We start from the raw sequence: 25,685 nt of genomic DNA on the forward strand, positions 1-25,685 counted from the left end.
GGTGCAGTTCATATAATGTATTTAATGCCTGCATTGGCGTCATATCAAGGATATCGAGCGCTTTGACTTTATCAATAATCTTCTTTTCTTTAGAGCCTATTGAAGGTTTCTTCACGTCTTCAGGCTCCTCAAAGAAGGATAATTGGGCAGCAGGCTCTGCAATCTTTTCTGCAGCAGGAATCTCTTTTTTCATTGGATGAGAGTCGTTCGATTCCAGTCCTGTTAAAATTTCATTGGCCCTTACAATCAGTTCATTCGGAAGCTCTGCAAGCTGGGCAACATGGATTCCATAACTCTTATCTGCTGCTCCTTCCTTAATTTTATGAAGGAACACAACCCGACCATTTTGCTCGACAGCGCTGACATGGATGTTTTTCACTTTTTGCAGTTCTTCTTCAAGCACGGTCAATTCATGGTAGTGGGTGGAAAACAATGTCTTCGCCCCAATCCGGTCGTGAATATATTCAATGATTGCCTGCGCCAAAGCCATTCCATCATAGGTGGATGTTCCGCGCCCGATTTCATCGAACAGAATCAAACTGTTTTGAGTGGCATTCACAATAGCATTTCGCGCTTCAAGCATCTCGACCATGAATGTACTCTGGCCGGAAATAAGGTCATCGGCGGCTCCGATTCTCGTAAATACCTGGTCAAAAATCGGCAGCACGGCTTCAGAAGCAGGTACATAGCAGCCGATTTGGGCTAAAATCGCAGTCAGGGCGATTTGCCGCATATACGTACTTTTACCGGACATATTCGGCCCTGTAATCAGCAGCACTTCCCGGTCCGCATCCATATAACAGTCATTCGGCACATATTCTTGTGCGTTCAGCACTTTTTCAACGACTGGATGGCGGCCGTCTTTGATATAAACCCGTCTTTCATTTGAAAAACTTGGCTTTATATAATGCCTTTGCTCGCTGACAGCGGAGAAGCACTGAAGAACATCCAGCTCACTTAGTGTTTTCGCCAGCTTTTGCAATCTCGGAATAAATTCTTTTACATGTTCGCGGACATTCGTAAATAATTCATACTCGAGCTCCACACACTTTTCCTGTGCTTCCAGTATGAGTGATTCTTTTTCCTTTAATTCAGGCGTAATAAATCGTTCGGCATTGGTCAGGGTCTGTTTGCGCTCATATTGCCCTTCTTTTAGAAGATGAAGGTTAGCGCGAGTAACTTCAATATAATAGCCAAACACACGGTTAAAACCGATTTTCAATGATTTAATGCCTGTTTTTTCACGTTCCTGCTTCTCAAGCTGGGCAATCCAGGTTTTCCCGTTGCGGCTGGCATCACGGTATTTATCCAGCTCTTCATGATAGCCGTCCTGAATGATGTTTCCATCCTTCAATGACAGCGGCGGATTTTCCATTATCGCGCTTTCCAAAGTATCCGTGACTTCTTCACACGCATCCAGGCGCTCAGCAAGCCTCACTGCTTCCTCATTCGGCAGATTTGAGACCATTTCTTTTAGAACAGGTATCTGCTGAAGAGATTTCTTAAGCTGCACAAGGTCGCGGGCATTTACATTTCCAAACGCCACTCTTCCTGCAAGGCGTTCCAGATCATAGACTTCCTTCAGTTTTTCCCGGATTTCTTCCCGTTCAAAGAAAGAGTGAATAAGCGTTTCAACCAGCGAATGGCGGCGTTTGATTTCCTGTTCATCAATAAGCGGCCTGTCGATCCATTGCTTTAAAAGCCTGCCGCCCATGGCAGTCTTCGTTTCATCCAGGAGCCATAACAGCGAGCCCTTCTTGCCTTTGCTGCGGATGGTTTCTGTCAGCTCAAGATTCTTTTTTGAAAAATAATCGATTTTCATGTATTGATTAATCTGATAAGTAGCCACCTTTTGAAGGTGATCCAGGCTCCTCTTCTGCGTACGGTACAGGTAATTAATCAGTCTGCAAGAAGTTGTCCTGAGCTTGTCCTGATTTAAATCAGCCAGAAGTCCCTCGAAAGAGTCCCGGACTCCGCAATCATCCTCGAATGAAATCGCCATGACGGAGCGTTCTTTCATTCTCCGCTGCCATTCTCCATCAAAGTCGGAAGAGATGACTACTTCCTTTGCACCTGACATAGACAGCTCGTTTAAGACCTCATCAAACCCGCTGCTTAACATCGTTACCTTCGTCTCACCTGTTGATAAATCATTGGTGGCAAATCCAAAGGTTTCATCTTCAAAGACCGAAATCGATGCAATATAGTTGTTTTCTTTTTCCTGAAGGCCTTTGCCCTCCATCATTGTTCCAGGTGTGATAAGCTGAACGACTTCCCGCTTCACAACTCCTTTTGCCTGTTTCGGATCTTCTGTTTGCTCGCAGATTGCGACTTTGTATCCTTTTTCAATCAATTGTTCAATATAAACCGGTGCTGAATGATACGGCACCCCGCACATGGGAATCCTTTCTTCCGTGCCTCCCTCGCGGCTGGTTAATGTGATTTCAAGCTCCTGTGATGCTTTAAGTGCATCATCGAAAAACATTTCGTAAAAGTCTCCAAGGCGAAAAAATAAAAAGGCATCCTGATATTCTGCCTTTACCCTTAAATATTGCTGTATCATAGGCGTGTATGCTGCTGCCATAACTTCCTCCAACGATCCATAATCTATTATTTTATAATCCTTTTTTAGAGATTTCCTCTAAAAACGTCTTTTTCATTATATCATAGATTATTGGCTGACTCAGATGTGCAATATTTGCCTTAGCTATTTCTTTTCACAGGTTCTCAGGCCAAGAAATAAAGCAGCAGCTCCCCAATGGAGAGCTGCCAGGATTCTTAGTTATTAATGTATTTTTCAAACACATATCCGAAGTCTTTCACATTATATTTCTTGCGGCTGTTCATCAGCCAGTTGAAGGCTGTTTCATTTAGTACACGGAAATTGTCCACCACATTGGCGTCCTGATTGGACACTGAACGTCCAAGAGTGCTTGATGCCAAATTCAGGCTTTTTTCAGCATACTCCATGGACACTTCATTTTCGCGGCAGATTTCGGAAATGCGGATCAGTGCTTTATATAAATCTTTCAATTCTTCGATATGCTTTTTATGTACGTCAATAGAGAATGCCTGAGATCCAATCACGAATTTGATTTCCACATCCAAATCGACTGTACCAGCTGTTTCCAGCATCACATTTGAAATGCTGTATTCGCGGTAGCTGTAGCGCTTTAGAGTTCGTTTTTTGCTGACAGCACTTGTACCATCCAGATGAATAAGCGCCTTATTTGTAAAGCAATATTCATCAGACTTGGACTTGATCAGGAAATAGATTTTCTCATTATCTTCGTGCAGGACATAATCATCAGCATCGACTTTGTCATAATCAGCCGGGTGAATGACGCTTCCCACATCACTTAATCCCAGCACATCAGAAGCAACCTTTTTAAACATAAACCCTCAACCTTTCTGAATTCATTTTACTACTTTGCTATTTTAACATATTTAGGAAAATGATAGCTTATTCATCTTAAAATTTACGTTGGAAAAGCTCCCGGCAAACCGGAAGCTTTATATCCCTGGTGTATTCATTAAGACAATCGGCCATCCATCGGGGTCTTCTATTGTTATTCCGCCTCTGCCCCAATATGGATTTTCCGGTTCTGTTTCCATATACCCAAAGGCAGCAAGCCTTTCGGCAATGTTATCACGCTCCAGGCGGTCTCCCACATAAAAAACTAATAGATGCTCCTTTGTCGGCTGCGGAAGCTCCATTTTTTCCTTAGATTGAGTAAATTCAAGATGGTATTGGCTATCAGGCAGACCAATCATAATACCATCATAGCCTTCATGATTCCAAAACTCGCCAACTCTCTTCAGACCCAGTCCTTTTTCATAAAAGGAAATGAGTTTATCAAGCTCGTTTGTCGGACGTGCAATGCGAAATTGCACAGCCGGGATGCTCCCTTCCCATTCCTTCCTCACAATCACTTCATAAGGATATTCCTGATGCTGAAACATAACATCCCTTGGTCCTGATGCAAATACTTTAATTGGTGAAATAACGGAAGCCCTTTCTGTTGGATACCAGTTCCGCCCTTCCTTTACAAGCACAAAAACCCCTTTCCTGTCTCCGTAAAAAGCAAACGTCTCACTGGAATCCATCTGTTCATTGTACAGATACTGATCTAATTCCTGCTCCATTGCAGCTACATCATTGACTGGCAAGCCAACTTCCCCAACATCATGCCAGCGGAGACCATCCTTTTTCACACCATCCAAAGGCCGCTCGAGCATCTCCATAATATTTCCGTCCGGATCGATAAAATATGCCTGCTTTCCTTTCCAAAACATACTGTACTCGCCGCTCTCATTTGGCAGCAGCACACTTTCAGCACCTAATTTCTGATACATATGTTCAAAGTATTCAGCATTAGTCCGGAAACACACATGATAAAAGGGGATTGCTGCATCTTTCTCAAAAAGAATCTTTGTTGAGCCGGCCATAATCGTAAAATAACTCTGAGTCTCCGTCAACAGTTCCATCTCCAGCACATTTGTATAAAATTCTTTCATCCTGTCTAAATCATGGCACTTCAAATTCAATTGAAATATTTTCATCCTCGCCTCTCCCCTTTACATCTTATACCTCCATTCTAAGGTAATGCACTGCAGATGCATTCAGACTAAAGGCGGAAGGTGCTGTCATTAATTCGCTTGAATTTGGCTGACACTATGAAAATATAAAAAGAAAAACTAGGAAGCAAAACCTCCTAGTTTGTCATTACTCTTCTTCAGTTCCCACCAAGAAATCCGGATTTAAATCCTCGAATTCTTCATCCTCCACATCAAGTCCCCAAGCGTCATCATCGCACTCGCACTTGTCTGGATGAACAGCTACACAAACTTTTGTTTCGCCGATCACCTCGACCATGAACTCTCTTTCCACAGTGACGATGATTTTGTTGCCATTTGGAGAAATGACTGCTTCACAGCAGCTCGGCTGCTGCAGAACACGGGCGATGACATCATGATCATCCAAACAGTCCGGATCACGGTACTTCAATTTAATGACATCTTTATACTCAACCCGTTCGGTAACAACTTCGGTTTTTGTATTATTGTTGAAAGAGTACCAAACGTTAATGTCATAATGGCCGCAGATTTCCACTGTTTTCCCAGCTTTTTTCGCCTCGTACGTATGGTTTATGATCCAGCAGCCAAGTATGCTTGACGGATGGTGTGACGGGCAGATCGTATGATTGGACTGTGTGAATTTACGTCCTTTCGCAACGACCGCTTTCGTTATAATCTCTCTGTAATCTCCCATTGCGAGCGAACCCTCCTCATTCATTTTCAATTCATCCTATGCGGGATATTAGACTAGTGTGCGATAATTTTTATGAATGTTAGGCAAAAGTATTGGCATGATTTATAGTATGCCGGGAGCGGGCGAATGTTCCGGTCTAAACAAATCCAGCAGGAGAATTCTCTATATAAATAAGGAAACTGCCTGCCTATGGTAAGGACTTAAAACTCACTAATAGGTATGTAATTGAAAAATGCACGTTTGTCCTACTGCATTTGCGGAGACAGCTTGGCTCTTGAATCAATATAATAAACTATCGATAAGGAGGTGAACAGGAATGGCAGACAAGGAGAACTCCAACTATAAAGTTTCAATCAATGGCAAAGAGATGACAGGGGAAGAAGCAAAACAATATGCAGAAGAAATGGTGGCCAAGTTTACGGAAACATTGGGCGGATTCTATACAAAAGGATTAGAAAAAATTCAGTCTGAAGAGTTAAAAGGAAATCTTATGGAATCTCTTAAGCCGTTGAGAAACTTAGAAGGGCTCTTCACAAAAAATTCCTCCGGGATCGGGAATATGATTCCTGCATTAAAAAATCTGCTGCCTGTTGTGGAAACATCCGAGGATTATAAACAGGTGAAACTATCTGTAAACGGTAAGAAACTTCTGGATCTGGATCTTTCAGACATGATGAAGAAAGACTCATAATCTGGAAAACAGCCACTTCAATCAATTGAAGGAGGTGAAAAAATATGCTATCAAGATGCTATGATGATTACGAAAAAGACAATGGCGTATTGCCGAGCGGCGGAGCAGTGAATGGAGCAGACAGCGGCAATGAAGCGGAAGCTTTTACTTTCGCTGCACAAGCAAACCTTCCTCAAACAAACCTAAACGGCCAATTGCCGATTTCTGGTGGAGGATTTGCTGTTAACGCTGCACTGATCAACATTCCAATTCTTTCAGCCCAATACAATATTGCAAATGGAGGAGACTCCACAGCCATTTCTGTGAACACTACAACTCAGCAGCAAAGCAACAAAGCGTAATTAAAGATAAAGCAATTCTTTCTATGCAGAGTCTAAAAATGTCCAAAAAGAAGGGAGGGAGTACCATGCTAAGTCAAAATATGCAAAAGCTGGATCTGGATCCGGAAGTCCTCAAGCAGCTGGGTATTCCAAAGGAGTATATTGATATGGCTGCAGAAGCCGGAATACCGTCGATTAATAACCATGCTGCCGGCGGAAAGGGCGGACGGGCCATCAATCTCACATATGTGGATAATTACTCGACATTGCTTCTTGTGTATACTTTTCTCCTCAACTTTTTGGACAAAAAATCTGATGATGCAGGGACTAAAATGCTGAATCAATCCCTGCTGTCAACGTTAAATGCAGCAATCATCGAACAGCAGGAGTACAGAAAAGAATTTTTAAAGGCAGTAGAACTATTGCGAAACCAATAAAAGGCCCCCCACAACCCATGGCCAATACCAATTCCTCCCTTAAATATAGAACGTAAAAACACCCTGCACCAATTGGTGCAGGGTGTTTCACTATCTGTTTATTAATGTGTACAGCTGCTGTTGCTGATTTTTGATCCTGTTTCGCCGCTCAGGAGATTTCCGCCTGTAGAAGTAATGACTTCGTCTGTTACAGTGTTGGAAATCGTATTAGCCACAATCTGCAGCAATTCATTAACATCCACCTGGGATTGCTTGAATTCCTGAACAACCGGGATTTCATCCAGCTGCTGTTCCAATTGGGCAATTTTTTCTTCCGTTTTCTTTAATGCTTCAGCTTTACCATAGTGCTGAAGATTCACAGCCTGCTTTTGCAAGCCTTTGATTGTTGTAATGGTAGCACTAACCTTATCGTTTTCATTAATCTGTGCTTCAGCACGCTTGAAGAAATCCACTTCTTCTGTCTCTGCAATCATGCGTGCCAATTCCTTCGCACGTTCTACAATCTCATCTTTTGTGTATTTAGCCATTACTGCTTCACCTCAACCGCGTCTAGTTCTTCTACCATTTCTCCGTTTAGGGACCATGTCTTTGCATCGGTTACTTTTACTTTTACAATTTTGCCGATCGCTGTTTTCGGTCCCTTAAAGTTTACCAGCTTGTTCTTTCTTGTGTACCCTGCAAGAATTTCAGGATTGTTCTTGCTTTCCCCTTCCACAAGAACTTCGACAGTCTGGCCTTTATATTTTTTCATTGCTTCTGCCGATAATTCATTAACAACTGCATTCAGGCGCTGAAGACGTTCTTTCTTCACTTCCATTGGCACATTATCCACCATTTTGGCCGCTGGTGTGCCTTCACGAGGTGAGTAAATGAATGTATAAGCAGCCTCAAAGCCTACCTCCCGATACAGGGATATTGTTTCTTCGAATTGCTCTTCTGTCTCATTAGGATAGCCGACGATGATATCAGTTGTGAAAGTAGCCTCTGGAATAGCCGCTTTAATCTTGCGAACAAGTTCCAAGTATTGTTCCCTTGTATATTTACGGGCCATGATTTTCAGTACATCTGTTGAACCCGATTGAACTGGAAGGTGAATATGCTCTACCAGATTGCCGCCTTTGGCCAGCACTTCAATCAGATGATCATCAAAGTCGCGCGGATGACTTGTTGTAAAGCGGACTCGCGGAATGTCTATTTTGCGCATTTCATCCATTAAATCGCCAAGACCGTAATTCATATCCTCAAAGTCTTTTCCATACGCGTTTACGTTTTGCCCAAGCAGGGTAATTTCCTGGTAGCCCTGTGCCGCTAACTGGCGCACTTCCTGAATGATATCCTCAGGACGTCTGCTCCGCTCTTTTCCGCGTGTATAAGGAACGATGCAGTAAGTGCAGAATTTATCACAGCCGTACATAATGTTAACCCAGGCTTTGATATTGCCGCGGCGTACTTTTGGAAGGTTTTCAATTACATCCCCTTCCTTAGACCATACTTCAATAACCATTTCCTTTGACATATAGGCTTCTTGAAGAATGTTAGGAAGACGGTGGATGTTGTGTGTTCCAAAAATCATATCTACCTGGTTATATGTTTTAAGAATCTTGTTAACAACCGATTCTTCCTGTGACATACATCCGCAGACCCCAATCAGAAGATCCGGTTTTTCTTTTTTTAAATGTTTAAGATGGCCAAGTTCTCCAAACACTTTATTCTCGGCATTTTCCCGGATGGCACATGTATTAAGCAAAATGACATTCGCATCTTCCACTGAGTTTGTAGGCTCATAGCCAAGACCAAGGAAAATGCCGGCCATTACTTCTGTATCATGCTCGTTCATCTGGCAGCCGTATGTGCGGATATAGAATTTGCGGCCATTTCCCATGCCATGAAATTCTTCAGGGATGTTAAAATCTTTATGATATTTTACTTCTTCTTTACCGCGTTTTTTCGCTTCCTTTAAGGAAGGTGCAGTGTAAACAGTTTCAAAGTATTTGCTGTAATCTTTTACGGATTTTTTGTCCGAAGGATTTGCTGTTTGCACTTGCTGGCTTTCTAAGCGTTGTTTTTCGTTCATCATTTATCCCCTTTCTCTTTCTCCTGAGCAGCATCTATCATTTAAACTCATTTTTCAGCTATTATTGGTGTGCATTTTATATATGTGCACATTATTATAGTATAAGGCTTTCTTATAGTTAAAACAATAGAAAACCGCACTCAGCCTCTTATCAGCAGCTATTACTTGTATGTACGTTCTGGTAAAGTTTTAACCCTGCACAACCACTAATACTAGACTAAAATTAACATTTTGTGTGTGATAAGTGTCACATTATATTCAATCTCCCTAAGCTTCGTCTCTGGTGGAATGCTTTCCACATTTTGCAGATTTTTATCCCGGATTACTCTAAACTTTCCTTATTTTTCTGATTGCTACTTCAATCCTGCTTTCATATCCCCAGTTTTTACATATTATTCGCCAAATTCACAATAGCCGTATCTGCCTCAAAAAAAGAAGCCCGGGAGCCCCGAGCTTCTTTCCATTACATAAATTCAGCTGCAAGTTTATCAAAGTGAGCTTGATCAAGTTCAAGATCCGCTTTTGATAATGGAGTTTCAGAGTAACCAGAAAGCAGTTCCTGATAAGACTTTCGCTCTGTATCCTGATAGATTAGGCCAGTTACAAGACCGCTGTGCTTCATAAGAGTCTGCATAGCCATTTCGCGGCTTGAATGATCATAGCCTTCCACATCGCTAAGCTTTGTCAGGTTTTCTTTAAACCAGTCATATGTGTTTACTTTGTTATATGTAACACATGGGCTGAAGACGTTAATTAAAGAGAAGCCATCATGCTTGATTCCTGCTTCAATTAATGCAGTCAGATCTTTAAGGTCAGTTGAGAAGCTCTGTGCCACGAAAGTCGCACCAGCTGTTAATGCCATTTCCATTGGAGAAATCGCCTGTTCAATAGAACCTTGCGGAGTAGACTTAGTTTTGAAGCCAGCCGCAGAACGAGGGGAAGTCTGTCCTTTTGTTAAACCATAGATTTGATTATCCATTACGATATAAGTGATGTTCACATTACGGCGGATCGCATGAATCGTATGGCCCATACCGATTGCGAATCCATCTCCGTCACCGCCTGATGCGATAACTGTTAAATCTCGGTTAGCCATTTTTACACCCTGGGCGATTGGAAGTGAACGTCCATGAATGCCATGGAAACCATATGAATTGATATAACCGGAAATACGTCCGGAACAACCGATGCCTGATACGACAGCTAAGTTCTCAGGCTCTAAACCAACGTTTGCTGCCGCACGCTGAATCGCAGCCTGCACGGAGAAGTCTCCACAGCCCGGGCACCAGTTTGGTTTTACATTATTTCGAAAGTCTTTAAATGTGGCCATTTAGAACAACTCCTTGCATTTTGTGTGAATTTCATGCGGCAAGAATGGATTTCCGTCGTACTTTAATAGCTTATAAACTTTCTCAGCATGTCCGACGTTCATCTTCATGATGTTCGCTAATTGTCCTGTAGCATTGTTTTCAACTACGGCAACTTTCTTAGCTGTTTTTACAAGCGGCAATAATTCATCAGTTGGGAAAGGATGTATTAGGCGAACTTGTGCATGGTTTACTTTAATGCCGTCCTGTTCAAGCCTGCTCATAGCTTCCTCAATTGCACCTCTTGTTGAGTTGAAGCCAACGATCAGCAAGTCCGCTTCTTCATGCGGAGCATTCTTGTGAACAGGTGTATTGAATCTAATATTTTCCACTTTGCGGAAACGCTTATCCATTTGCGCGTTACGGTTTGCAGCTGATTCTGAAGGTTTTCCAGTTTCATCATGTTCAACACCTGTCACATGGTGGATTCCGTTCTTCATGCCAGGAATTACACGTGGAGAAACTCCATCTTCTGTAACTTCAAAGCGCTTAAAGTAGCCTTTGTTTTCAATTTCTGGAAGTTCTTCTGTAACAAGCTTTCCGCGGCGGATTTCAACCTTACTGAAATCAAGCGGCTCCACTGTCTGTTTTCCAAGAGAAAGCTGCAAATCTGACAGGATAATAACCGGGCACTGGTATTCTTCTGCCAGGTTGAAAGCTTCAGCAGTATCATAGAATGCTTCCTGTACAGTGCTTGGAGCAAGAACGATTTTTGGAATCTCGCCATGAGTACCGTAAATCATTGCCATTAAATCAGACTGCTCCTGTTTTGTCGGAAGTCCTGTAGAAGGTCCTCCACGCTGAGTATCCACGATAACGAGAGGTGTTTCAGTTATCCCTGAAAGGCCGATCGCTTCCATCTTAAGGGAAAGTCCAGGACCGGCAGATGCTGTAAGTGAGCGGACACCTGCGTAGTTTGCACCGATTGCCATTGTAACCGCGGCAATTTCATCTTCTGTCTGGATAACAGATCCGCCAAGCGCAGGAAGCTTTTTAATCAGGTATTCCATGATTTCGGATGCAGGTGTAATTGGGTAAGCGGCCATAAAGCGGCAGCCGCCTGCAAGCGCACCAAGAGCGATCGCATCGTTTCCGATCATAAATAAACGCTTCAGCCCGTCAGCTTTTTCAAGCTCCATTAATTCCACATCATCGCTAAGCTTTCCTTTCATGAAATCAAAGCCGGCCTGAATGGCTTCCATGTTCTTATCGACAACCTGCTGTCCTTTTCGTCCAAAAATCTCTTGAACTACTTCTTCAAATACTTTAATATCTAAATTTAGAACTGCACATGTCGCACCAACAGCAACCATGTTTTTCATCAGGGATGTTCCAAGCTCAGTAGCAATCTCTGTAAAAGGCACTGCAAACAAAGCTGCATTCGTATCTTCTGGCTGTTTAGGATCAAATTTCGCATCTGCAATCATGATCCCTTTATCGTGAAGTTCTTTGTAGTTTAAATCGATTGTTTCCTGGTCGAAAGCTACCAGAATATCTAAATCGTCTGAAATAGAACGGATTTGTGACGTGCTGACGCGAATCTTGTTGTTCGTGTGCCCGCCTTTAATACGTGATGAAAAGTGGCGGTAACCGTACAGGTAGTAGCCTAAACGATTTAGCGCAATGGAAAAAATCTCTCCAGTACTTTCAATACCTTCCCCTTGCTGTCCTCCAACTTTCCATGAAAGTTGATTGATCATGTCTTACACCCCTTTAGATACGTTAAGAAATTATGTAAAAACGCTTATTAAATATCAGTGTAGTACTTGTCCAGTCAATCCCGTTATTTCAACATGCATTTAAGGCTATATTCCGGAAGATGGATGGGTACTAAACGCTTTCAATTCTAGACCTATGTGTCTAAAAAAGCAACCCTTTCCGAATATTTATCGGTTAAAAGATGAATATTTTTTTATTTTTTGAAAAATCTTAAAAAGATCATTTAATTTTCAATTTTTGAAGTTCCTCGCATACCTTGATATATAGTTTTTTCACCATTTTCACCTTGGAAACCTGCTATAAAAATTGCGAAATAAAAATTTTTCAGCTTGTATATCAGAATAATATTTTAACAGTTCATTTATCAGGCTACCGTATTTTCTTGCATCCTCCAAATCTGCAACTCTTCCATCCGTACCGTCAAAATCCGAACCAAAGCCCACATGATTTTCTCCTCCAAGTGAACATACATGTTCAAGGTGTCTTAGGATGTCAGTAATTGTGGCTGTTTGTTTTCCAGATAAAAATTCAGTCACAAATGTAATGCCCATCACACTGTCCCGGTCAATCAGAGCTTCGATCTGTTCGTTTGATAAATTGCGGGGATTCGGGCACAGCGAATAGCAGTTCGAGTGAGAGGCAAAAGGATAATCCGCCCATTCCATCACATCCCAGAACCCGCGTTCAGAAAGATGGGATACATCACACCATGCTTTGCTGTCATTTAATTCATAGACCACTTGTTTTCCAAATGAAGAAAGCCCTGCCCCCCTTACTTCAAGTACTCCATCAGCTGTACAGTTTGCATAATTCCAGGTCAATCCCACTGAAGACACTCCCAGCCTGAGAAGAGTCTTCAGTTTAAGTAGATCGCAGCCAACTGCATCACATCCCTCCAGTGTCAGCACTGCCCCTATTTCATCATCCTGCAGCAGGTCGATGTCCCGGGTGCGTCTAATGAGCTTTAACTGCGGATTGGGTTTAAGGACTTTCTCGTAAAACAGATTGGCCATATATAGGGCTGCATTGAACTTCATTTCCGGATGGATGGATTCCGGAACATATATGGCAAAGCACTGAACCTTTATGCAGGATGCCTGCAGCGCTTCCAAATTCACCTGAAGACTGCCTGAATTTTGAAAGTTAACCCTTTTGTCCATAAACATTTTATATAGAACATCACAATGTGCATCAAATATTTTCAAGCGTTCTTCCTCCCTCTTTTTCTCTGTAGCATTATCTTATTAAAAAAAGAACCTGTCTGCCTATGATGCAAACAGGTTTTATTATTTTTGTGAGAATCTATATTTTAATGACTTATGCAGATGACAAAGGATGATTTCCCATTCTGAAGCTTTTGGGCTAGCGCGGCTCCACAATCAGCTTAATGGCAGTCCGTTCTTCGCCGTCAATCAGGATATCCGTGAATGCAGGGATACAAATTAGATCCACTCCGCTAGGCGCTACGAATCCTCTTGCGATCGCTACTGCCTTAACAGCCTGGTTCAATGCACCTGCACCAATTGCCTGGATTTCCGCATTTCCTCTTTCGCGAAGAACTCCAGCAAGCGCACCAGCTACAGAATTAGGATTAGATTTTGCTGAAACTTTTAATATTTCCATTCCTAGCTCCTCCTCGTTTTACCCCTCCTGTATGCATTGCTCAAAGCGATGATTCACCTTCTGCAAAGGCCGGATGCCTTCAGATAGGCAATTTTTCCCATTCATACAAGCCGCTTTGATGGAATACAGCACCAGGTCTATATATCATTCCATTGCTACTATATTCAGCTTAGAATTCACATATTCCGGCTTGGACAAAAAAAGCAGGGTTTCAGGCAGATTTTCTTCGGGCTTTCTGCTTGTTCAAGGAAAATGCAGCTGAAGTCTTGTTTTGCAAATACAAAAAACTGCAATCCGGCTCATCCGGATGCAGTCTTTTTTCAGTTTATGAGTAAAAAGGATGGTCATCATTAATTAGGATCCGGTCAATTTTTTTGGCCAATCCTGTTTTAGGATTCAGTTCAATGACCGCTGCGCTTAACTGGGTCCTGCCTTCTTTCGGAACTTCAAATCGAACCGGGAGCCCGGAGAGAAACCTTTTGATCACAGCTTCTTTTTCCACACCAAGGATACCGTCATAAGGGCCTGTCATTCCCACATCAGACATAAAAGCCGTCCCGCCAGGCAAAATGCGGTTATCGGCTGTCTGCACGTGGGTGTGCGTACCTACGACTGCTGATACTTTTCCATCCAAGTACCAGCCCATGGCCTGCTTTTCGCTTGTTGCTTCTGCATGAAAATCAACAAAAATAAATGGAGTCCTTTCACGGGCTTCTTTTATCAGTTCATCTGCCTTTTGGAAAGGGCAGTCACTTGTATTCATAAAAGTTCTGCCCTGAAGGCTGATAACTGCTACTTCCTCTGTATTAAATTTCAAAAAAACCATGCCTTTGCCAGGATTATTAGAAGGAAAATTGGCCGGGCGAACCATATATTTCGCGCGGTCAATAAATTCAAAAATTTCCCGGTTATCCCAGGTATGATTCCCGAGAGTCACCGCCTGTGCACCAGCCTCAAGAAACCCCCGATAAATCATCTCCGTAATTCCCTTTCCTCCTGCTGCATTTTCCCCGTTAATAATCGTGATATGCGGCCGGTATTTTTCTTTAAGCTTCGGTACATATTCAGTGATCATATCCCTCCCCTGGGATCCCACTACATCTCCGACAAATAATATATTCATGTCATTTCCCTTTCTGTTTTTAAAGATTATATGTATGCTTTTACAGTCCTTATTATTAGTGTAACACAGTTTCCTGCCTTAATTTAAAGCACGCCATGAAAAAGAAATAAAGCGATGCATGTGCATCGCTTTACTTAGCATATTCAACGGCCCTCGTTTCACGGATAACCGTGACCTTAATATGGCCTGGATAATCAAGTTCCTCTTCAATCTTCTTACGGATATCCCTTGCCAAACGATGAGCTTCAAGGTCATCAATTTGTTCAGGCTTAACCATAATGCGGATTTCGCGTCCAGCTTGAATGGCGAATGATTTTTCAACACCATCATAGGATTCGGAAATCTCTTCTAGCTTTTCAAGACGGCGAATATAGTTCTCAAGCGTCTCTCTTCTTGCTCCAGGTCTTGCTGCTGATAATGCATCAGCTGCAGCGACAAGTACGGCAATGATTGATGTTGGCTCTGTGTCACCATGGTGGGAAGCGATACTGTTTATGACAACAGGATGCTCCTTATACTTAGTGGCAAGCTCCACACCGATTTCAACATGGCTTCCTTCCACCTCATGGTCAATTGCTTTACCGATATCATGAAGCAATCCTGCCCGGCGTGCCAATGTTTCGTCCTGTCCCAATTCGGCAGCCAGCAGTCCTGAAAGCTGAGCCACTTCCATGGAATGCTTTAACACATTCTGGCCGTAGCTTGTACGGAATTTTAAACGGCCAAGAATTTTGATTAAATCTGGATGCAGGCCGTGAACACCAACCTCAAAAGTCGTTTGTTCTCCGATTTCGCGGATGTGTTCATCCACTTCACGGCGGGCCTTATCAACCATTTCTTCAATCCGAGCTGGATGGATGCGGCCGTCCTGAACCAATTTGTCTAAAGCTAAGCGTGCAGTCTCACGGCGAATTGGATCAAAACCGGATAAAATAACCGCTTCCGGCGTATCATCGATAATGAGATCAATTCCGGTCAGAGTTTCCAGAGTACGGATATTACGGCCTTCACGGCCAATAATGCGCCCTTTCATCTCATCATTTGGCAGGTTGACAACTGATACAGTAGTTTCTGCTACATGATCAGCTGCACATCTTTGGATAGCCAGTGACAGGATTTCCTTCGCTTTCTTATCCGCGTCCTCTTTTGCTCTGGTTTCGCTCTCTTTTACCATAATGGCGACATCGTGAGCCACTTCCTGCTCCGTGCGCTCTAAAATGATGGACTTTGCCTCTTCACGAGTCAAGCCTGAGATGCGTTCCAGCTCAGCTTGCTGCTCTTTAATCATCACTTCCACTTTGCTTTCCATCTCTTCAATATGCTGTTGTCTTTTGCTAAGAGAATCGTCCCTCTTTTCTAAAAGCGCTTCACGTTTATCTAACGTTTCATCTTTGCGATCAAGGTTCTCTTCTTTTTGCATTAAGCGATTTTCTTGTTTTTGCAGTTCATTTCTTCGATCACGAACTTCACCTTCCGCATCTGTACGGAGCTTGTGAATTTCATCTTTCGCTTCAAGCAGGGCTTCCTTCTTCGTAGCCTCAGCTTCTCGCTTTGCGTCTTCCAAAATCTGCTCAGCAGCATCTTTAGCTCCTGCAATTTTAGCTTCGGCAATTGATTTGCGAACAAAATAGCCAACAAAAGCACCGACGATTAGGCCAAGCAAAATGGAGATGATTGCTGTTACTAGATCCATCATTTCACCTCCTCTTGCTATGAACTTGTTTGTGTTACGTTTTTTAAAGTGTTGGCATGTACATTGTCCAATTCAATATACAGCACTAAGGCTTTTAAACGTTTCAATCTTAAAGAAGCACTGGGCATCCATCTGACGGCTGGCAGTTTATTAACGTATGAAAAGCCAATGGAGCCTGCAGCCAGACAAAGTCTGACTCAATAAGAATTTCTTTACATATAAAATGTAAAATATACATTTTTAATTGTAAAGCTGTGGAATTTTATTGTCAAGGGTTTGTCTTAAGGGCTTTTCTTAATATTTCGATGGTTTGAACACTTTTGAAGAAAAAAAAGCAAAGCCACTCAGGACCTTGCTTTTCTTTAGTATTAATCGATCAGCTCGAATTCTTCCTGCTCTTCGTCTCCGTTGGCTACTTTTTCTTCATCAAGTCCATAATGTTCGCGGATTTGTTTTTGGATAGTCAGGCGAATCTCAGGGTTTTCTTTTAAGAATACTTTGGCGTTTTCACGGCCTTGGCCCAGGCGCTCCTCGTTGAATGAGTACCATGAACCGCTCTTTTGGACAATATCCAGCTCAGAGCCAAGATCGATGATTTCACCTTCCTTGGAGATCCCTTCACCGTACATGATGTCAACTTCCGCCACTCGGAATGGAGGAGCGACTTTATTTTTGACAATTTTAATCTTTGTCTTATTACCAACCATTTCATTGCCCTGTTTAAGAGTTTCTGCACGGCGCACTTCAAGGCGGATGGAAGAGTAGAATTTCAATGCGCGTCCCCCTGGAGTCGTCTCAGGGTTTCCAAACATAATCCCGATTTTTTCACGGATTTGGTTAATGAAAATCGCGATTGTCTTTGATTTGTTGATTGCACCTGATAGCTTACGAAGTGCCTGTGACATAAGGCGGGCCTGCAGACCCACATGGGAGTCACCCATTTCTCCTTCAATTTCAGCTTTGGGAACAAGAGCTGCCACAGAGTCAACTACGAGAATATCAATAGCACCGCTTCGAACAAGGGCTTCTGCAATTTCAAGCGCCTGCTCCCCGGTATCCGGCTGGGAAAGAAGAAGTTCGTCAATATTTACACCAAGCTTTTGTGCATAAACAGGGTCTAAGGCGTGTTCGGCATCGATAAACGCTGCTTGTCCGCCGCTTGCCTGAACTTCTGCAATAGCATGCAGGGCTACTGTTGTTTTACCTGAGCTCTCTGGTCCATAGACTTCAATAATACGTCCTCTTGGATAGCCGCCTACCCCAAGAGCTGCATCAAGAGCAAGAGACCCGCTTGGTACAGTGGAAATTCTGCGGTCAGTCTGTTCCCCGAGCTTCATGATAGAACCTTTACCAAATTGCTTTTCTATTTGTTTTAACGCCATTTCAAGAGCTGCTTGACGATCACTCACTAATAGTTCCTCCTTTTATATAGACGAATCTGTCTTTTGATTAGATTCGTTTTGTCTCATCTCAAAACCTAACTCTACTATAAACCTTTTCAATGCATTTGTCGAGCAAAAAGTCGAACATCCATTCGATTTTTTCACTGGGACATTTTGCACGAAAATATCAAGACTGCCGGAAAAAGTGAGGTTTTTCAGGGGTCAATCAGTAGTTGAAATCGCATTTCGGCAAGAAATCTGTCTTTTATTTTGGCTACTAAAAACTCAGAACGCATTTTCAGGCGTTCTGAGTTTCTTTTAATGCTTTAATAAGAAAATGGCAGCCGTACTTTACTGTACGAACCCGATTGGCTGCCCTGGTTCCTCCAAGGTTCAGCTTTTCGGTCTGGACCGGCCTTCCTTTAATCCAGATGCCTATATATACGGTTCCGACCGGGTTGCCTTCCAATTCATCAGGACCGGCAACACCTGTGAAGCTGATTCCGATATCGGCATTAGTCAGGCTTGCGACATTCTCGGCAAGTTCAGCTGCACACTGTGCACTGACGACCCCGTCGTTTTCAATCGTTTCTTTGCGGACTTTTAATACTTCAGCCTTAACTTCGTTTGTGTAGCAGACCACTCCGCCCTTTAAAAGTCCGCCGGCTCCCGGAATGGATGTAAACTCCTCCTGGAACATTCCGCCTGTTAAACTCTCCGCTGCGGAAATAGTCATGCTGCTCTCCTTGATCAGCTTGGTGAGCTCATACATCAGGGAAGTATCATCATAGCCATAGAAATATTGGCCGACACGATCCAGGATTTTAGTTTCCGCTTCATTAATCAGCATCATAGCCGTGTTAGCCTGACTATGCTTTGCTGTGAGCCTCAGAGTCACTTCACCATCAGATGCAAGCGGGGCAATGGTTGGATTACTCTGCGCATCGATAATATCCTCAATCTCCGTTTCCAGCATGGCTTCTCCGATCCCGAAGAAGTGCAGCACCCGGGAAACGATCATATCCTCGGTGCCCAGCTTGGATTGCAGGGCTGGAGAGGCATGTTTGAGGAACATCGGCTCCATCTCATTAGGCGGCCCTGGAAGAAGCATGAAAACATGCCGGCCACTATCGGCAATCATTCCGGGTGCCATTCCATGCTCGTTAGGAAGCACTTGCGCATCCTCAAGAACCAGGGCCTGTTTTTTATTATTCTCAGTCATCTCTCTGTTGGTGCGTTTAAAATAAAGCTGTATAGATTCAAGCGCCTGTTCGTCCATGACGAGCTCTTTGCCAAGATGGCGGGCAATCGTTTCTTTCGTTAAATCATCCTTTGTCGGTCCCAGTCCGCCCGTGAAGACGATCAGGTCAGAACGGCCTTCGGCAATTTTGATCACCGATTTCAGGCGCTCGGGGTTATCTCCAACCACTGTATGGTAAAAAACGTTAATGCCCAGTTCAGCAAGCTGCCGGGAAAGAAAGCGGGCATTTGTATTAACGATTTGTCCAAGTAAAAGCTCAGACCCGACAGCTATAACTTCAGCATTCATTCAAAAGCCCCCTTCCGGGTAAAGTAATTATTTTGAGTTAATGAAGGCCTGCTTGTTTTTAGCAAAGTAGTCCCAGCCAGACCAGATCGTAAAGAACATCGCAACCCATAGGGCAATCAGGTCAAACCGGATTGAAACCATTTCAAAAATAATATTATGTAAAAGCAGAGCAGAAATGGCCACGATTTGAGCCCAGGTTTTAATTTTGCCAAGCTGATTAGCTGCGACTACTTCTCCTTCCCCCGCCAGAACAAGCCTTAAACCTGTTACAGCAAATTCCCGGCTGATTATAATAATGACAATCCATGATGGAGCCAGACCAAGATCAACCAGTACAATTAATGCTGCAGAGACAAGAAGCTTGTCTGCAAGCGGATCAAGAAACTTGCCCAGGTTTGTAACCAGATTGTATTTGCGGGCAAAGTAGCCGTCGACCCAATCGGTAACTGAAGCAATAATAAAAATAAGAGCTCCAATCAGATGGGTAACGGGCATTTCAGCTCCTAATAATTCTACATTTCCCCATGAAAGAGGGACGAGCATGACGAGCAGAAATATTGGTATCAGCAAGATACGGGACACTGTAATTTTATTTGGCAGATTCATGTTTTACCTCCAAGTATAATAAATGAAGCTTCTTGCAGAAAAAGTTTAAGACATTTGCTGCAATCCTTTTTCTGATAATTTTTACATAAAAAGCGAAAATAGTCATCTAAAGATGACTATTCGGACTTCGGCGCGTACTTTATGGTTATATCCTGCTTGACGGATTGTGAAGGCGGCACCTTATACTCAATTTTTTCGCCGTTTACAAAGATTTCAGTTTGGGTCGAATTTCCGACTACAATGGAAGCTTCCGTTTCCTTTGAAAAGTCTACCTTCTGGCTTTTCTTCCCATCCGCAGTCAGCATTCCCTGGAAGAGGGAATCCCCTTTGCCGTTCTTGATATTCACCCAAGTTTCTCCTGTAGACAAAACCTCCAGTTCAAACTTGTCCGCATTTTTCAATTCATAAACGGTTCCATTTCCGCTGGATTGAACCACAGCAACCTCCTGCTTTGGCTCTTCCTCAGCTTCTTGGTCCTTGCCATTTTCCTCAGCAGCATCTTTGTCAGCAGATTCTTCTTTCTTTTCTGCTGATTCATCTTTTTTATTTTCGGCAAGGTTTTCAGACTCTTCTATAACTGTCTGTTCATCAGTCAGATCTGAGGGCTTCTCTTCATTATCCGCCTGATCTTTGGCCCCCAGAAAATTGTATAGGACCGCAATGAGGCCAACAATGAAGACGCCAATGAGAACCTTTGGAAGAATATCGAATACTTTTGAAGTCCTGCCGGAAAGATCTTTCCTGGATTGAACGCGCGATAGCTTTTCCGGGATATCATCATTCACCTGTGACGGAATATCATCTTTATACTGTTCGAAAATTTCTTCCGGTTCAATTCCAACCGCTTCAGCGTACTGTTTTATAAATGCCCTGACATAAAACTTTCCGGGCATCATGCTATAATCGCCCTCTTCAATTCCCACTAAATAGCGTTTTTGTATTTTTGTGACCTTTTGCAGATCGTCAAGGTTCATATCTTTAGCCAGCCGCGCTTCTTTTAACCGATTACCTAGTTCTGTCAATTTACAACACCTTCCAACTTACTAAAAATCAAAGCCTCCAAAATCAGGTTCAGAGAACATATTGTTCTTCTCTACCACATCATATGTTATCTCTTCATCATGGTCGTGACGAAGCTCTATAATATAATCAAAATCATTAAGAGAGTATTCAGTGTTTTGCACAAAAATATCCGGATGCTCTACTACCTTAACTGCCGGGAGGCGCATAATTTCCCGGACGAGCTGCCAGTGCCGTTCGTTGGCACGTCTGGTTGAGACAATTCCGTCAATTATAAACAAATTGTCTTCATTATATTCATCCTCAATCAGCTGATTTCGAATCGTCTGCTTTAGCAGCGTGGATGAAACAAATAGCCAGCGTTTGTTCGCACAGACACTTGAAGCGACTATGGATTCTGTTTTTCCAACCCTTGGCATTCCCCTGATCCCTATTAGCTTGTGCCCTTCCTGTTTAAATAATTCGGCCATGAAATCAACTAATAGCCCAAGCTCGTCCCTGACGAACCTGAACGTTTTTTTATCGTCGGCATCCCTTTGAATATATCTTCCATGGCGCACGGCCAGCCGGTCCCTCAGCTTAGGCTCACGGAGCTTAATCACTTTAATCGTGTCCATTGTATTAAGAATGGACTTCAGGCGTTCAATCTGTTCATGGTCTTTAGCCAAAATCAGCAAGCCTCTGCGGCCTTCATCCACTCCATTGATCGTGACTATATTAATGGAAAGCATACCCAGCAGGGAAGAAATGTCACCAAGCAAGCCGGGACGATTCTTTTGGATTTCATATTCCAAATACCATTCTATTTTCTCCACCGGAAAACCTCCTCCTGCATGATGCGCACGTATCTGCGCATTTTATATGTAATTGCAACTCATTTTTGTATGTAAAATTTTATTAAACTTATCCTAAATTTTCATCTAGGTTCTATAATATATGATTTTTTGCCAATATGAAAGGAAAAACCCGTTTGGCCGGAAAGGAATTGTTTTTGGGGAAAAAGCGAAAAGAGAGGTAATCCTCTCCTTTCACTGATAACTATTATTTTCTTAGCGAGTACCGTCGTTTTGAACAAGCTTTACCATCATATTGGCAATGGCATGCTGCTCATCAGGGCTTGCTACAGACCAGAGATCAGCCAGGATTTTTTCCTGGTCATTCTTTGGCTCCACTTGCTTGGCTAAATAATCGCCGATTTGATAAGCAAGGTCATTTACTGTTTCCTTATTCATTCCCTGATCCATTCCCTGATGAAGACGATCGCCAAGGAAATCTTTCCATTGCTGCCAGTTTTCTAGTACAGACATAATTTTGCCTCCTTTAAATGTTGTACAATTATATTGTGCTTAGGGGCTGAATAAAATATGCATGCACATAGACATGACTCAAAAAATATGTGACACTTCTTTGAACGATTGACAGTTACGTATACCAGCCTCCATTCACAGCCATGACCTGCCCGGTAATATACGAGGCATTTTCCGAAAGAAGAAAGGAAATGGCGTTGGCTATGTCAGCAGGCAAGGCAAGCCTGCCCATAGGAATTTCACTTTTTACAGCTTCAAGCTCTTCTTCAGTAAAATCCTTCAGCATGTCCGTCTCAACGGCTCCCGGGGCAATAGCATTAACCCTCACCCCGTTCAGGGCAACCTCCTTGCTTAAAGCTTTTGCAAAAGCAATTTGGGCACCCTTTGCAGCCGAGTAAGCAACTTCACAAGCGGCACCCGTCTGGCCCCATATCGAGGAAACCAATACGATATTTCCGCTCCCCTTTGATAAAAGTTTCGGCAGAAGCTCTTTCGTCAGGAGAAGCGGCGAGGTCACATGAAGGTTCATCAGAGCTTCCATTTCCGTTTGCTGTATTTCAGTAAGAAGTCCATATTGAGCTGTTCCGCTATTATGGATAATAGCATCAAGTGAAAATATATTAGGAATAATTTTTTTAAACCCGCCTGGTACAGACATGTCTGCCTGAATCGGAAAAAATTCTCCGCCATACCTTTGCAGGCGGTCCAGAAGCCTGTTGATCCCCTCCTCATTTTGATTGTAATGCAAATAAAGCGAATAGCCTTCTTCTGCCAGCTTGACGCTGACTGCCTGGCCGATTCCTCCGCTCGCTCCAGTTATTAATGCAAATTTCTTCATTTCAATCCTCCCGAAAATAGCAAAGCGCCATTTAATGGCGCTTTGCAGAAACTGCTTCTTATTTCTTAGGGACAACCTGGCAAACCGTAAACCGATCTTCACTTATCAAATTTCCAGCCGCATTTTCCACATCCTCAAGCGTGATGCTTTCAAGGGTCGGCACAACATCGAATAGATCCATTTCATTAAAAGCATACCGGGTAAATTGGTTGGCGATATATTCCGGTGAATTGACAGCCCGCAGGAATGCACCTATTTTCTTCTTTTTTGTCCGATCAAGAGTTTCCTGCGAAATTGCTCCCTTTTCCCTTGAATCGAGCAGCATCTTTTGCAGCGTTTCAGCCAAACGGTCAGGATCGTTTGTGTCTCCGCCTACCATGGCAAAGCCAAAGCCCTGCTCCTGTGTATAATCATAGGAGAATGTGTCATCAATTAATCCTTCATTATACAGTGTGCTGTAATGCTCAGAGCTTTTACCAAATAAAATATCCAGCAGCACATTCAGACTCATTTCATTTATCAGCATTTCTTTGCCGGACTGATTTGGGGTACTGCTCTTGATCCCCACCAGGCACTTAGAGGTCTGGACATTCATCTCCAGTACTTTTTTCTTTTCGGCCGCTTCAGGCGGCTCTTCCTCGAATTGGCGTTTGATTTCCGGCATCTCTTTATAATCCTTCTTGCTTTGATTATCCTTCACCTGAGACATAATCTGATCCGGATCAACAGGTCCAACGATGAACAGCAGCATGTTGCTTGGGTGGTAGAACGTTTCATAGCATTCATACAGCATATCTTTTGTGATGTGGGAAATGGACTCAATCGTACCTGCGATATCGATTTTTACAGGATGATTTTTGAACATATTTTCAATTAAACCAAAATATAAGCGCCAGTCAGGATTGTCATCATACATGGTGATTTCCTGGCCGATGATGCCTTTTTCTTTTTCAACGGTCTTCTCTGTAAAATATGGGTCCTGCACAAAATCAATCAGCGTTTCAAGGTTCAACTCTACATTTGACGTGCTGGAAAATAGATAAGCTGTCCTTGTAAAAGAGGTAAAAGCATTAGCAGATGCTCCCTGCTTGCTGAATTGCTGGAACACATCCCCGTCCTCTTTTTCAAAGAGCTTATGCTCCAAAAAGTGGGCAATCCCATCCGGAACTTTTATAAACTCCTCTTTTCCGGGGGGCAGGAAATGGTTATCGATTGAACCGTACTTTGTTGTAAAGGTGGCATAGGTCTTGTTAAATCCCTTTTTCGGCAAAATATATACATCCAGACCATTATCAAGTTTTTCATAATACAGTTCTTCCTGAAGCTGGTCGAAAGTGATTTTTTCCATTACTTGCCCGCCTCCTTTCCTGTCAGAAAATACACAGTATCCAAACTTACCTTTTTGGCTGTTGCGGCAATTTCCTCTTTTGTTACCTTATCCATTTCATCCATCCAGGTTTGAAGGGTAATTTCTTTTCCTGAAACAACATTATGGTAAAGAACCTCGACAATTCCGCGTGCTGTATCAACAGTCTCCAGAAGCTGATTTTTAATGACAGCTTTGGTCTGTTCCATTTCCTGTTCTGTAAAGTCACCGTTTTGCATGGCTTCCAGTTGTTCTTTAATAATACTCACAGCCTGGTCATAGTTGTTGTTATCAATTCCTGACATTACCATCATTAACCCTTTATGGCTTTCGAGACGGCTGGCTACGTAGTATGCGAGACTGGCTTTTTCCCTGACGTTCAAAAACAGTTTTGAATGAGAAAAACCACCGAAGATTCCATTGAACACCTGAAGCGCATAATATTCCGGGTCACCGTAAACGACATTTGTGCGGTAGCCGATATTTAGTTTCCCCTGCTTCACATCCTGTTCTTCCCGGACTTCGTTTACAGATTCCCTGGTATTAACAGGGGATGAAGGGGCTGCCTGGGGTGTTCTCTTCTCAAAAGTTAATAGTTCACCTGCATATGCTTCGGCATCTGCCTCTTCCACATCACCAATAACATATAAATCGAGTTCGTCCTGCTCCAATGCCTGCTGATAATATTCATAAAGGCTTTGAGGAGTGATACTGTCCACATCTTCTTTTTCGCCATGCACGTGCAGTGCATACGGTTCATTTTTGCACATTTCCTGAACCAGCCGATAATTGGAATAGCGCATTTTATCATCGTAAACGGATTGAATTCTCTGTTTAAGCGTCCTTTTTTCTTTTTCAACTGTATCCGGATCAAAAGCGCCTTCATGCACATTTGGCTTTGTCAGAATTTCCGCTAAAAATTGGAACGCTTTTTTCAAAAGAGGAGTTGGATCTGAAAGAAATTTTTCGTTTGCAATTTCAACTGAAATGGTAATGACATGATACTCGCCCTTTTTGGCCAGATCTACGAAAAGAGTTGCACCATATAATTCATCAAGGTAAGCACGCAGTTTTCCAGTCGCAGGGTAGGACGAGCTGCTGCTTTGCAATACATGAGGCAAAAGGGATCTTAATGTAACAGTACTCTTCTCCAGCGGGGCTTTCATTTTCCAAACCAGGGTATTGGTTTTATATTTCTCAGTTTTAACCACGTGAAGTTTATAGCCATTCATGGGTTTTACGGTTTCAGAGATTACGGCCATGTCTTTTCCTCCTGTCAGTAAATTAATGAGTCCAAA

General features: G+C 42.8%; 25 protein-coding genes and 1 pseudogene. 4 read left to right on the forward strand and 22 right to left on the reverse strand.

Annotated elements, in window-relative coordinates; genetic code table 11:
• The 5 genes and pseudogenes from mutS to BFI01S_RS01300 all read right to left on the reverse strand — a co-directional run.
• On the reverse strand, positions 1–2,584 hold a 2,584-nt coding region (gene mutS / locus BFI01S_RS01285), incomplete at its 3' end, for a DNA mismatch repair protein MutS (protein ID WP_061790997.1).
• 194 nt (positions 2,585–2,778) lie between these two features.
• Complete coding sequence (locus BFI01S_RS01290) at positions 2,779–3,396, reverse strand: PH domain-containing protein (protein ID WP_061790998.1); 618 nt, start codon at positions 3,394–3,396, stop codon at positions 2,779–2,781.
• A gap of 117 nt (positions 3,397–3,513) precedes the next feature.
• Positions 3,514–3,963 carry a VOC family protein gene (locus tag BFI01S_RS23645; protein ID WP_390890800.1) on the reverse strand — a complete coding sequence of 150 codons (450 nt, stop codon included), beginning with the start codon at positions 3,961–3,963 and terminating at the stop codon, positions 3,514–3,516.
• Positions 3,964–4,251: 288 nt separating this feature from the next.
• A pseudogene (locus BFI01S_RS24525) lies at positions 4,252–4,563 on the reverse strand (VOC family protein); the annotation flags it as partial.
• Between the two features lie 163 nt (positions 4,564–4,726).
• Entirely contained in the window at positions 4,727–5,272 is a 546-nt protein-coding gene (locus BFI01S_RS01300; RefSeq protein ID WP_019381802.1) for an outer spore coat protein CotE, read from the reverse strand.
• A gap of 316 nt (positions 5,273–5,588) precedes the next feature.
• On the opposite strand from BFI01S_RS01300, the gene BFI01S_RS01305 reads away from it, so the two are divergent.
• The 3 genes from BFI01S_RS01305 (at position 5,589) to BFI01S_RS01315 (ending at position 6,720) form a co-directional block, all read left to right on the forward strand.
• Positions 5,589–5,963, forward strand: a complete 375-nt coding sequence (locus BFI01S_RS01305) for a hypothetical protein (protein ID WP_009330658.1) — start codon at positions 5,589–5,591, stop codon at positions 5,961–5,963.
• Positions 5,964–6,007: 44 nt separating this feature from the next.
• The gene (locus tag BFI01S_RS01310) at positions 6,008–6,304 is read left to right on the forward strand and encodes a hypothetical protein (protein WP_009330659.1); all 297 of its coding nucleotides are present in this window, start codon (positions 6,008–6,010) and stop codon (positions 6,302–6,304) included.
• Between the two features lie 65 nt (positions 6,305–6,369).
• On the forward strand, positions 6,370–6,720 hold the full coding sequence (locus BFI01S_RS01315; RefSeq protein ID WP_061791000.1) for a hypothetical protein: 351 nt from the start codon (positions 6,370–6,372) through the stop codon (positions 6,718–6,720).
• Between the two features lie 101 nt (positions 6,721–6,821).
• On the opposite strand, the gene BFI01S_RS01320 is transcribed toward BFI01S_RS01315, so the two are convergent.
• The 8 genes from BFI01S_RS01320 to rny all read right to left on the reverse strand — a co-directional run bounded on the left by BFI01S_RS01320 (position 6,822) and on the right by rny (position 16,322).
• Positions 6,822–7,247: a YlbF/YmcA family competence regulator gene (locus tag BFI01S_RS01320; RefSeq protein WP_009330661.1), complete on the reverse strand. Its 426-nt coding sequence runs from the start codon at positions 7,245–7,247 to the stop codon at positions 6,822–6,824.
• The gene (gene miaB / locus BFI01S_RS01325; RefSeq protein WP_180319773.1) at positions 7,247–8,797 is read right to left on the reverse strand and encodes a tRNA (N6-isopentenyl adenosine(37)-C2)-methylthiotransferase MiaB; all 1,551 of its coding nucleotides are present in this window, start codon (positions 8,795–8,797) and stop codon (positions 7,247–7,249) included. The genes BFI01S_RS01320 and miaB overlap by 1 nt, the downstream gene beginning before the upstream one ends.
• 460 nt (positions 8,798–9,257) lie before the next feature.
• The gene (locus tag BFI01S_RS01330; protein ID WP_061791002.1) at positions 9,258–10,124 is read right to left on the reverse strand and encodes a 2-oxoacid:ferredoxin oxidoreductase subunit beta; all 867 of its coding nucleotides are present in this window, start codon (positions 10,122–10,124) and stop codon (positions 9,258–9,260) included.
• Positions 10,125–11,861 carry a 2-oxoacid:acceptor oxidoreductase subunit alpha gene (locus BFI01S_RS01335; protein ID WP_061791003.1) on the reverse strand — a complete coding sequence of 579 codons (1,737 nt, stop codon included), beginning with the start codon at positions 11,859–11,861 and terminating at the stop codon, positions 10,125–10,127.
• A 300-nt stretch (positions 11,862–12,161) separates the two neighbouring features.
• Positions 12,162–13,085, reverse strand: coding sequence for a dipeptidase (locus BFI01S_RS01340; RefSeq protein ID WP_082804444.1), 924 nt, complete (start codon positions 13,083–13,085; stop codon positions 12,162–12,164).
• A gap of 157 nt (positions 13,086–13,242) precedes the next feature.
• Positions 13,243–13,503 (reverse strand): stage V sporulation protein SpoVS, encoded by a 261-nt coding sequence (gene spoVS, locus BFI01S_RS01345; protein WP_009330666.1) that lies wholly within the window; start codon positions 13,501–13,503, stop codon positions 13,243–13,245.
• A gap of 325 nt (positions 13,504–13,828) precedes the next feature.
• Positions 13,829–14,626, reverse strand: coding sequence for a TIGR00282 family metallophosphoesterase (locus tag BFI01S_RS01350; protein WP_061791004.1), 798 nt, complete (start codon positions 14,624–14,626; stop codon positions 13,829–13,831).
• Positions 14,627–14,756: 130 nt separating this feature from the next.
• The gene (gene rny / locus BFI01S_RS01355) at positions 14,757–16,322 is read right to left on the reverse strand and encodes a ribonuclease Y (protein ID WP_386850996.1); all 1,566 of its coding nucleotides are present in this window, start codon (positions 16,320–16,322) and stop codon (positions 14,757–14,759) included.
• 60 nt (positions 16,323–16,382) lie between these two features.
• Here rny and BFI01S_RS22825 point away from each other — a divergent pair, with 60 nt between their 5' ends.
• Complete coding sequence (locus BFI01S_RS22825) at positions 16,383–16,523, forward strand: hypothetical protein (protein WP_156478320.1); 141 nt, start codon at positions 16,383–16,385, stop codon at positions 16,521–16,523.
• 164 nt (positions 16,524–16,687) lie between these two features.
• Here the strand turns inward: BFI01S_RS22825 and recA are convergent, their stop codons facing one another.
• The 9 genes from recA to yfmF form a co-directional block, all read right to left on the reverse strand.
• Positions 16,688–17,728, reverse strand: coding sequence for a recombinase RecA (gene recA, locus BFI01S_RS01360; RefSeq protein WP_061791005.1), 1,041 nt, complete (start codon positions 17,726–17,728; stop codon positions 16,688–16,690).
• Positions 17,729–17,999: 271 nt separating this feature from the next.
• On the reverse strand, positions 18,000–19,250 hold the full coding sequence (locus BFI01S_RS01365) for a competence/damage-inducible protein A (RefSeq protein ID WP_061791006.1): 1,251 nt from the start codon (positions 19,248–19,250) through the stop codon (positions 18,000–18,002).
• A gap of 27 nt (positions 19,251–19,277) precedes the next feature.
• Entirely contained in the window at positions 19,278–19,856 is a 579-nt protein-coding gene (gene pgsA, locus BFI01S_RS01370) for a CDP-diacylglycerol--glycerol-3-phosphate 3-phosphatidyltransferase (protein ID WP_061791007.1), read from the reverse strand.
• 116 nt (positions 19,857–19,972) lie between these two features.
• Positions 19,973–20,878, reverse strand: coding sequence for a helix-turn-helix domain-containing protein (locus BFI01S_RS01375; RefSeq protein WP_061791008.1), 906 nt, complete (start codon positions 20,876–20,878; stop codon positions 19,973–19,975).
• A 21-nt stretch (positions 20,879–20,899) separates the two neighbouring features.
• On the reverse strand, positions 20,900–21,691 hold the full coding sequence (locus BFI01S_RS01380) for a YmfK family protein (protein WP_061791009.1): 792 nt from the start codon (positions 21,689–21,691) through the stop codon (positions 20,900–20,902).
• A gap of 234 nt (positions 21,692–21,925) precedes the next feature.
• Positions 21,926–22,183: a DUF3243 domain-containing protein gene (locus BFI01S_RS01385; protein WP_061791010.1), complete on the reverse strand. Its 258-nt coding sequence runs from the start codon at positions 22,181–22,183 to the stop codon at positions 21,926–21,928.
• 115 nt (positions 22,184–22,298) lie between these two features.
• Positions 22,299–23,021: an elongation factor P 5-aminopentanone reductase gene (gene ymfI / locus BFI01S_RS01390; protein WP_061791011.1), complete on the reverse strand. Its 723-nt coding sequence runs from the start codon at positions 23,019–23,021 to the stop codon at positions 22,299–22,301.
• A 58-nt stretch (positions 23,022–23,079) separates the two neighbouring features.
• A complete protein-coding gene (yfmH, locus tag BFI01S_RS01395; protein ID WP_061791012.1) occupies positions 23,080–24,369 on the reverse strand; it encodes an EF-P 5-aminopentanol modification-associated protein YfmH in 1,290 nt (429 codons plus the stop codon).
• A complete protein-coding gene (gene yfmF, locus BFI01S_RS01400) occupies positions 24,369–25,649 on the reverse strand; it encodes an EF-P 5-aminopentanol modification-associated protein YfmF (protein ID WP_061791013.1) in 1,281 nt (426 codons plus the stop codon). The genes yfmH and yfmF overlap by 1 nt, the downstream gene beginning before the upstream one ends.
• Positions 25,650–25,685: the final 36 nt, after the last annotated feature.

This window comes from Cytobacillus firmus NBRC 15306 (assembly GCF_001591465.1).
Classification (GTDB): domain Bacteria; phylum Bacillota; class Bacilli; order Bacillales; family Cytobacillaceae; genus Cytobacillus; species Cytobacillus firmus.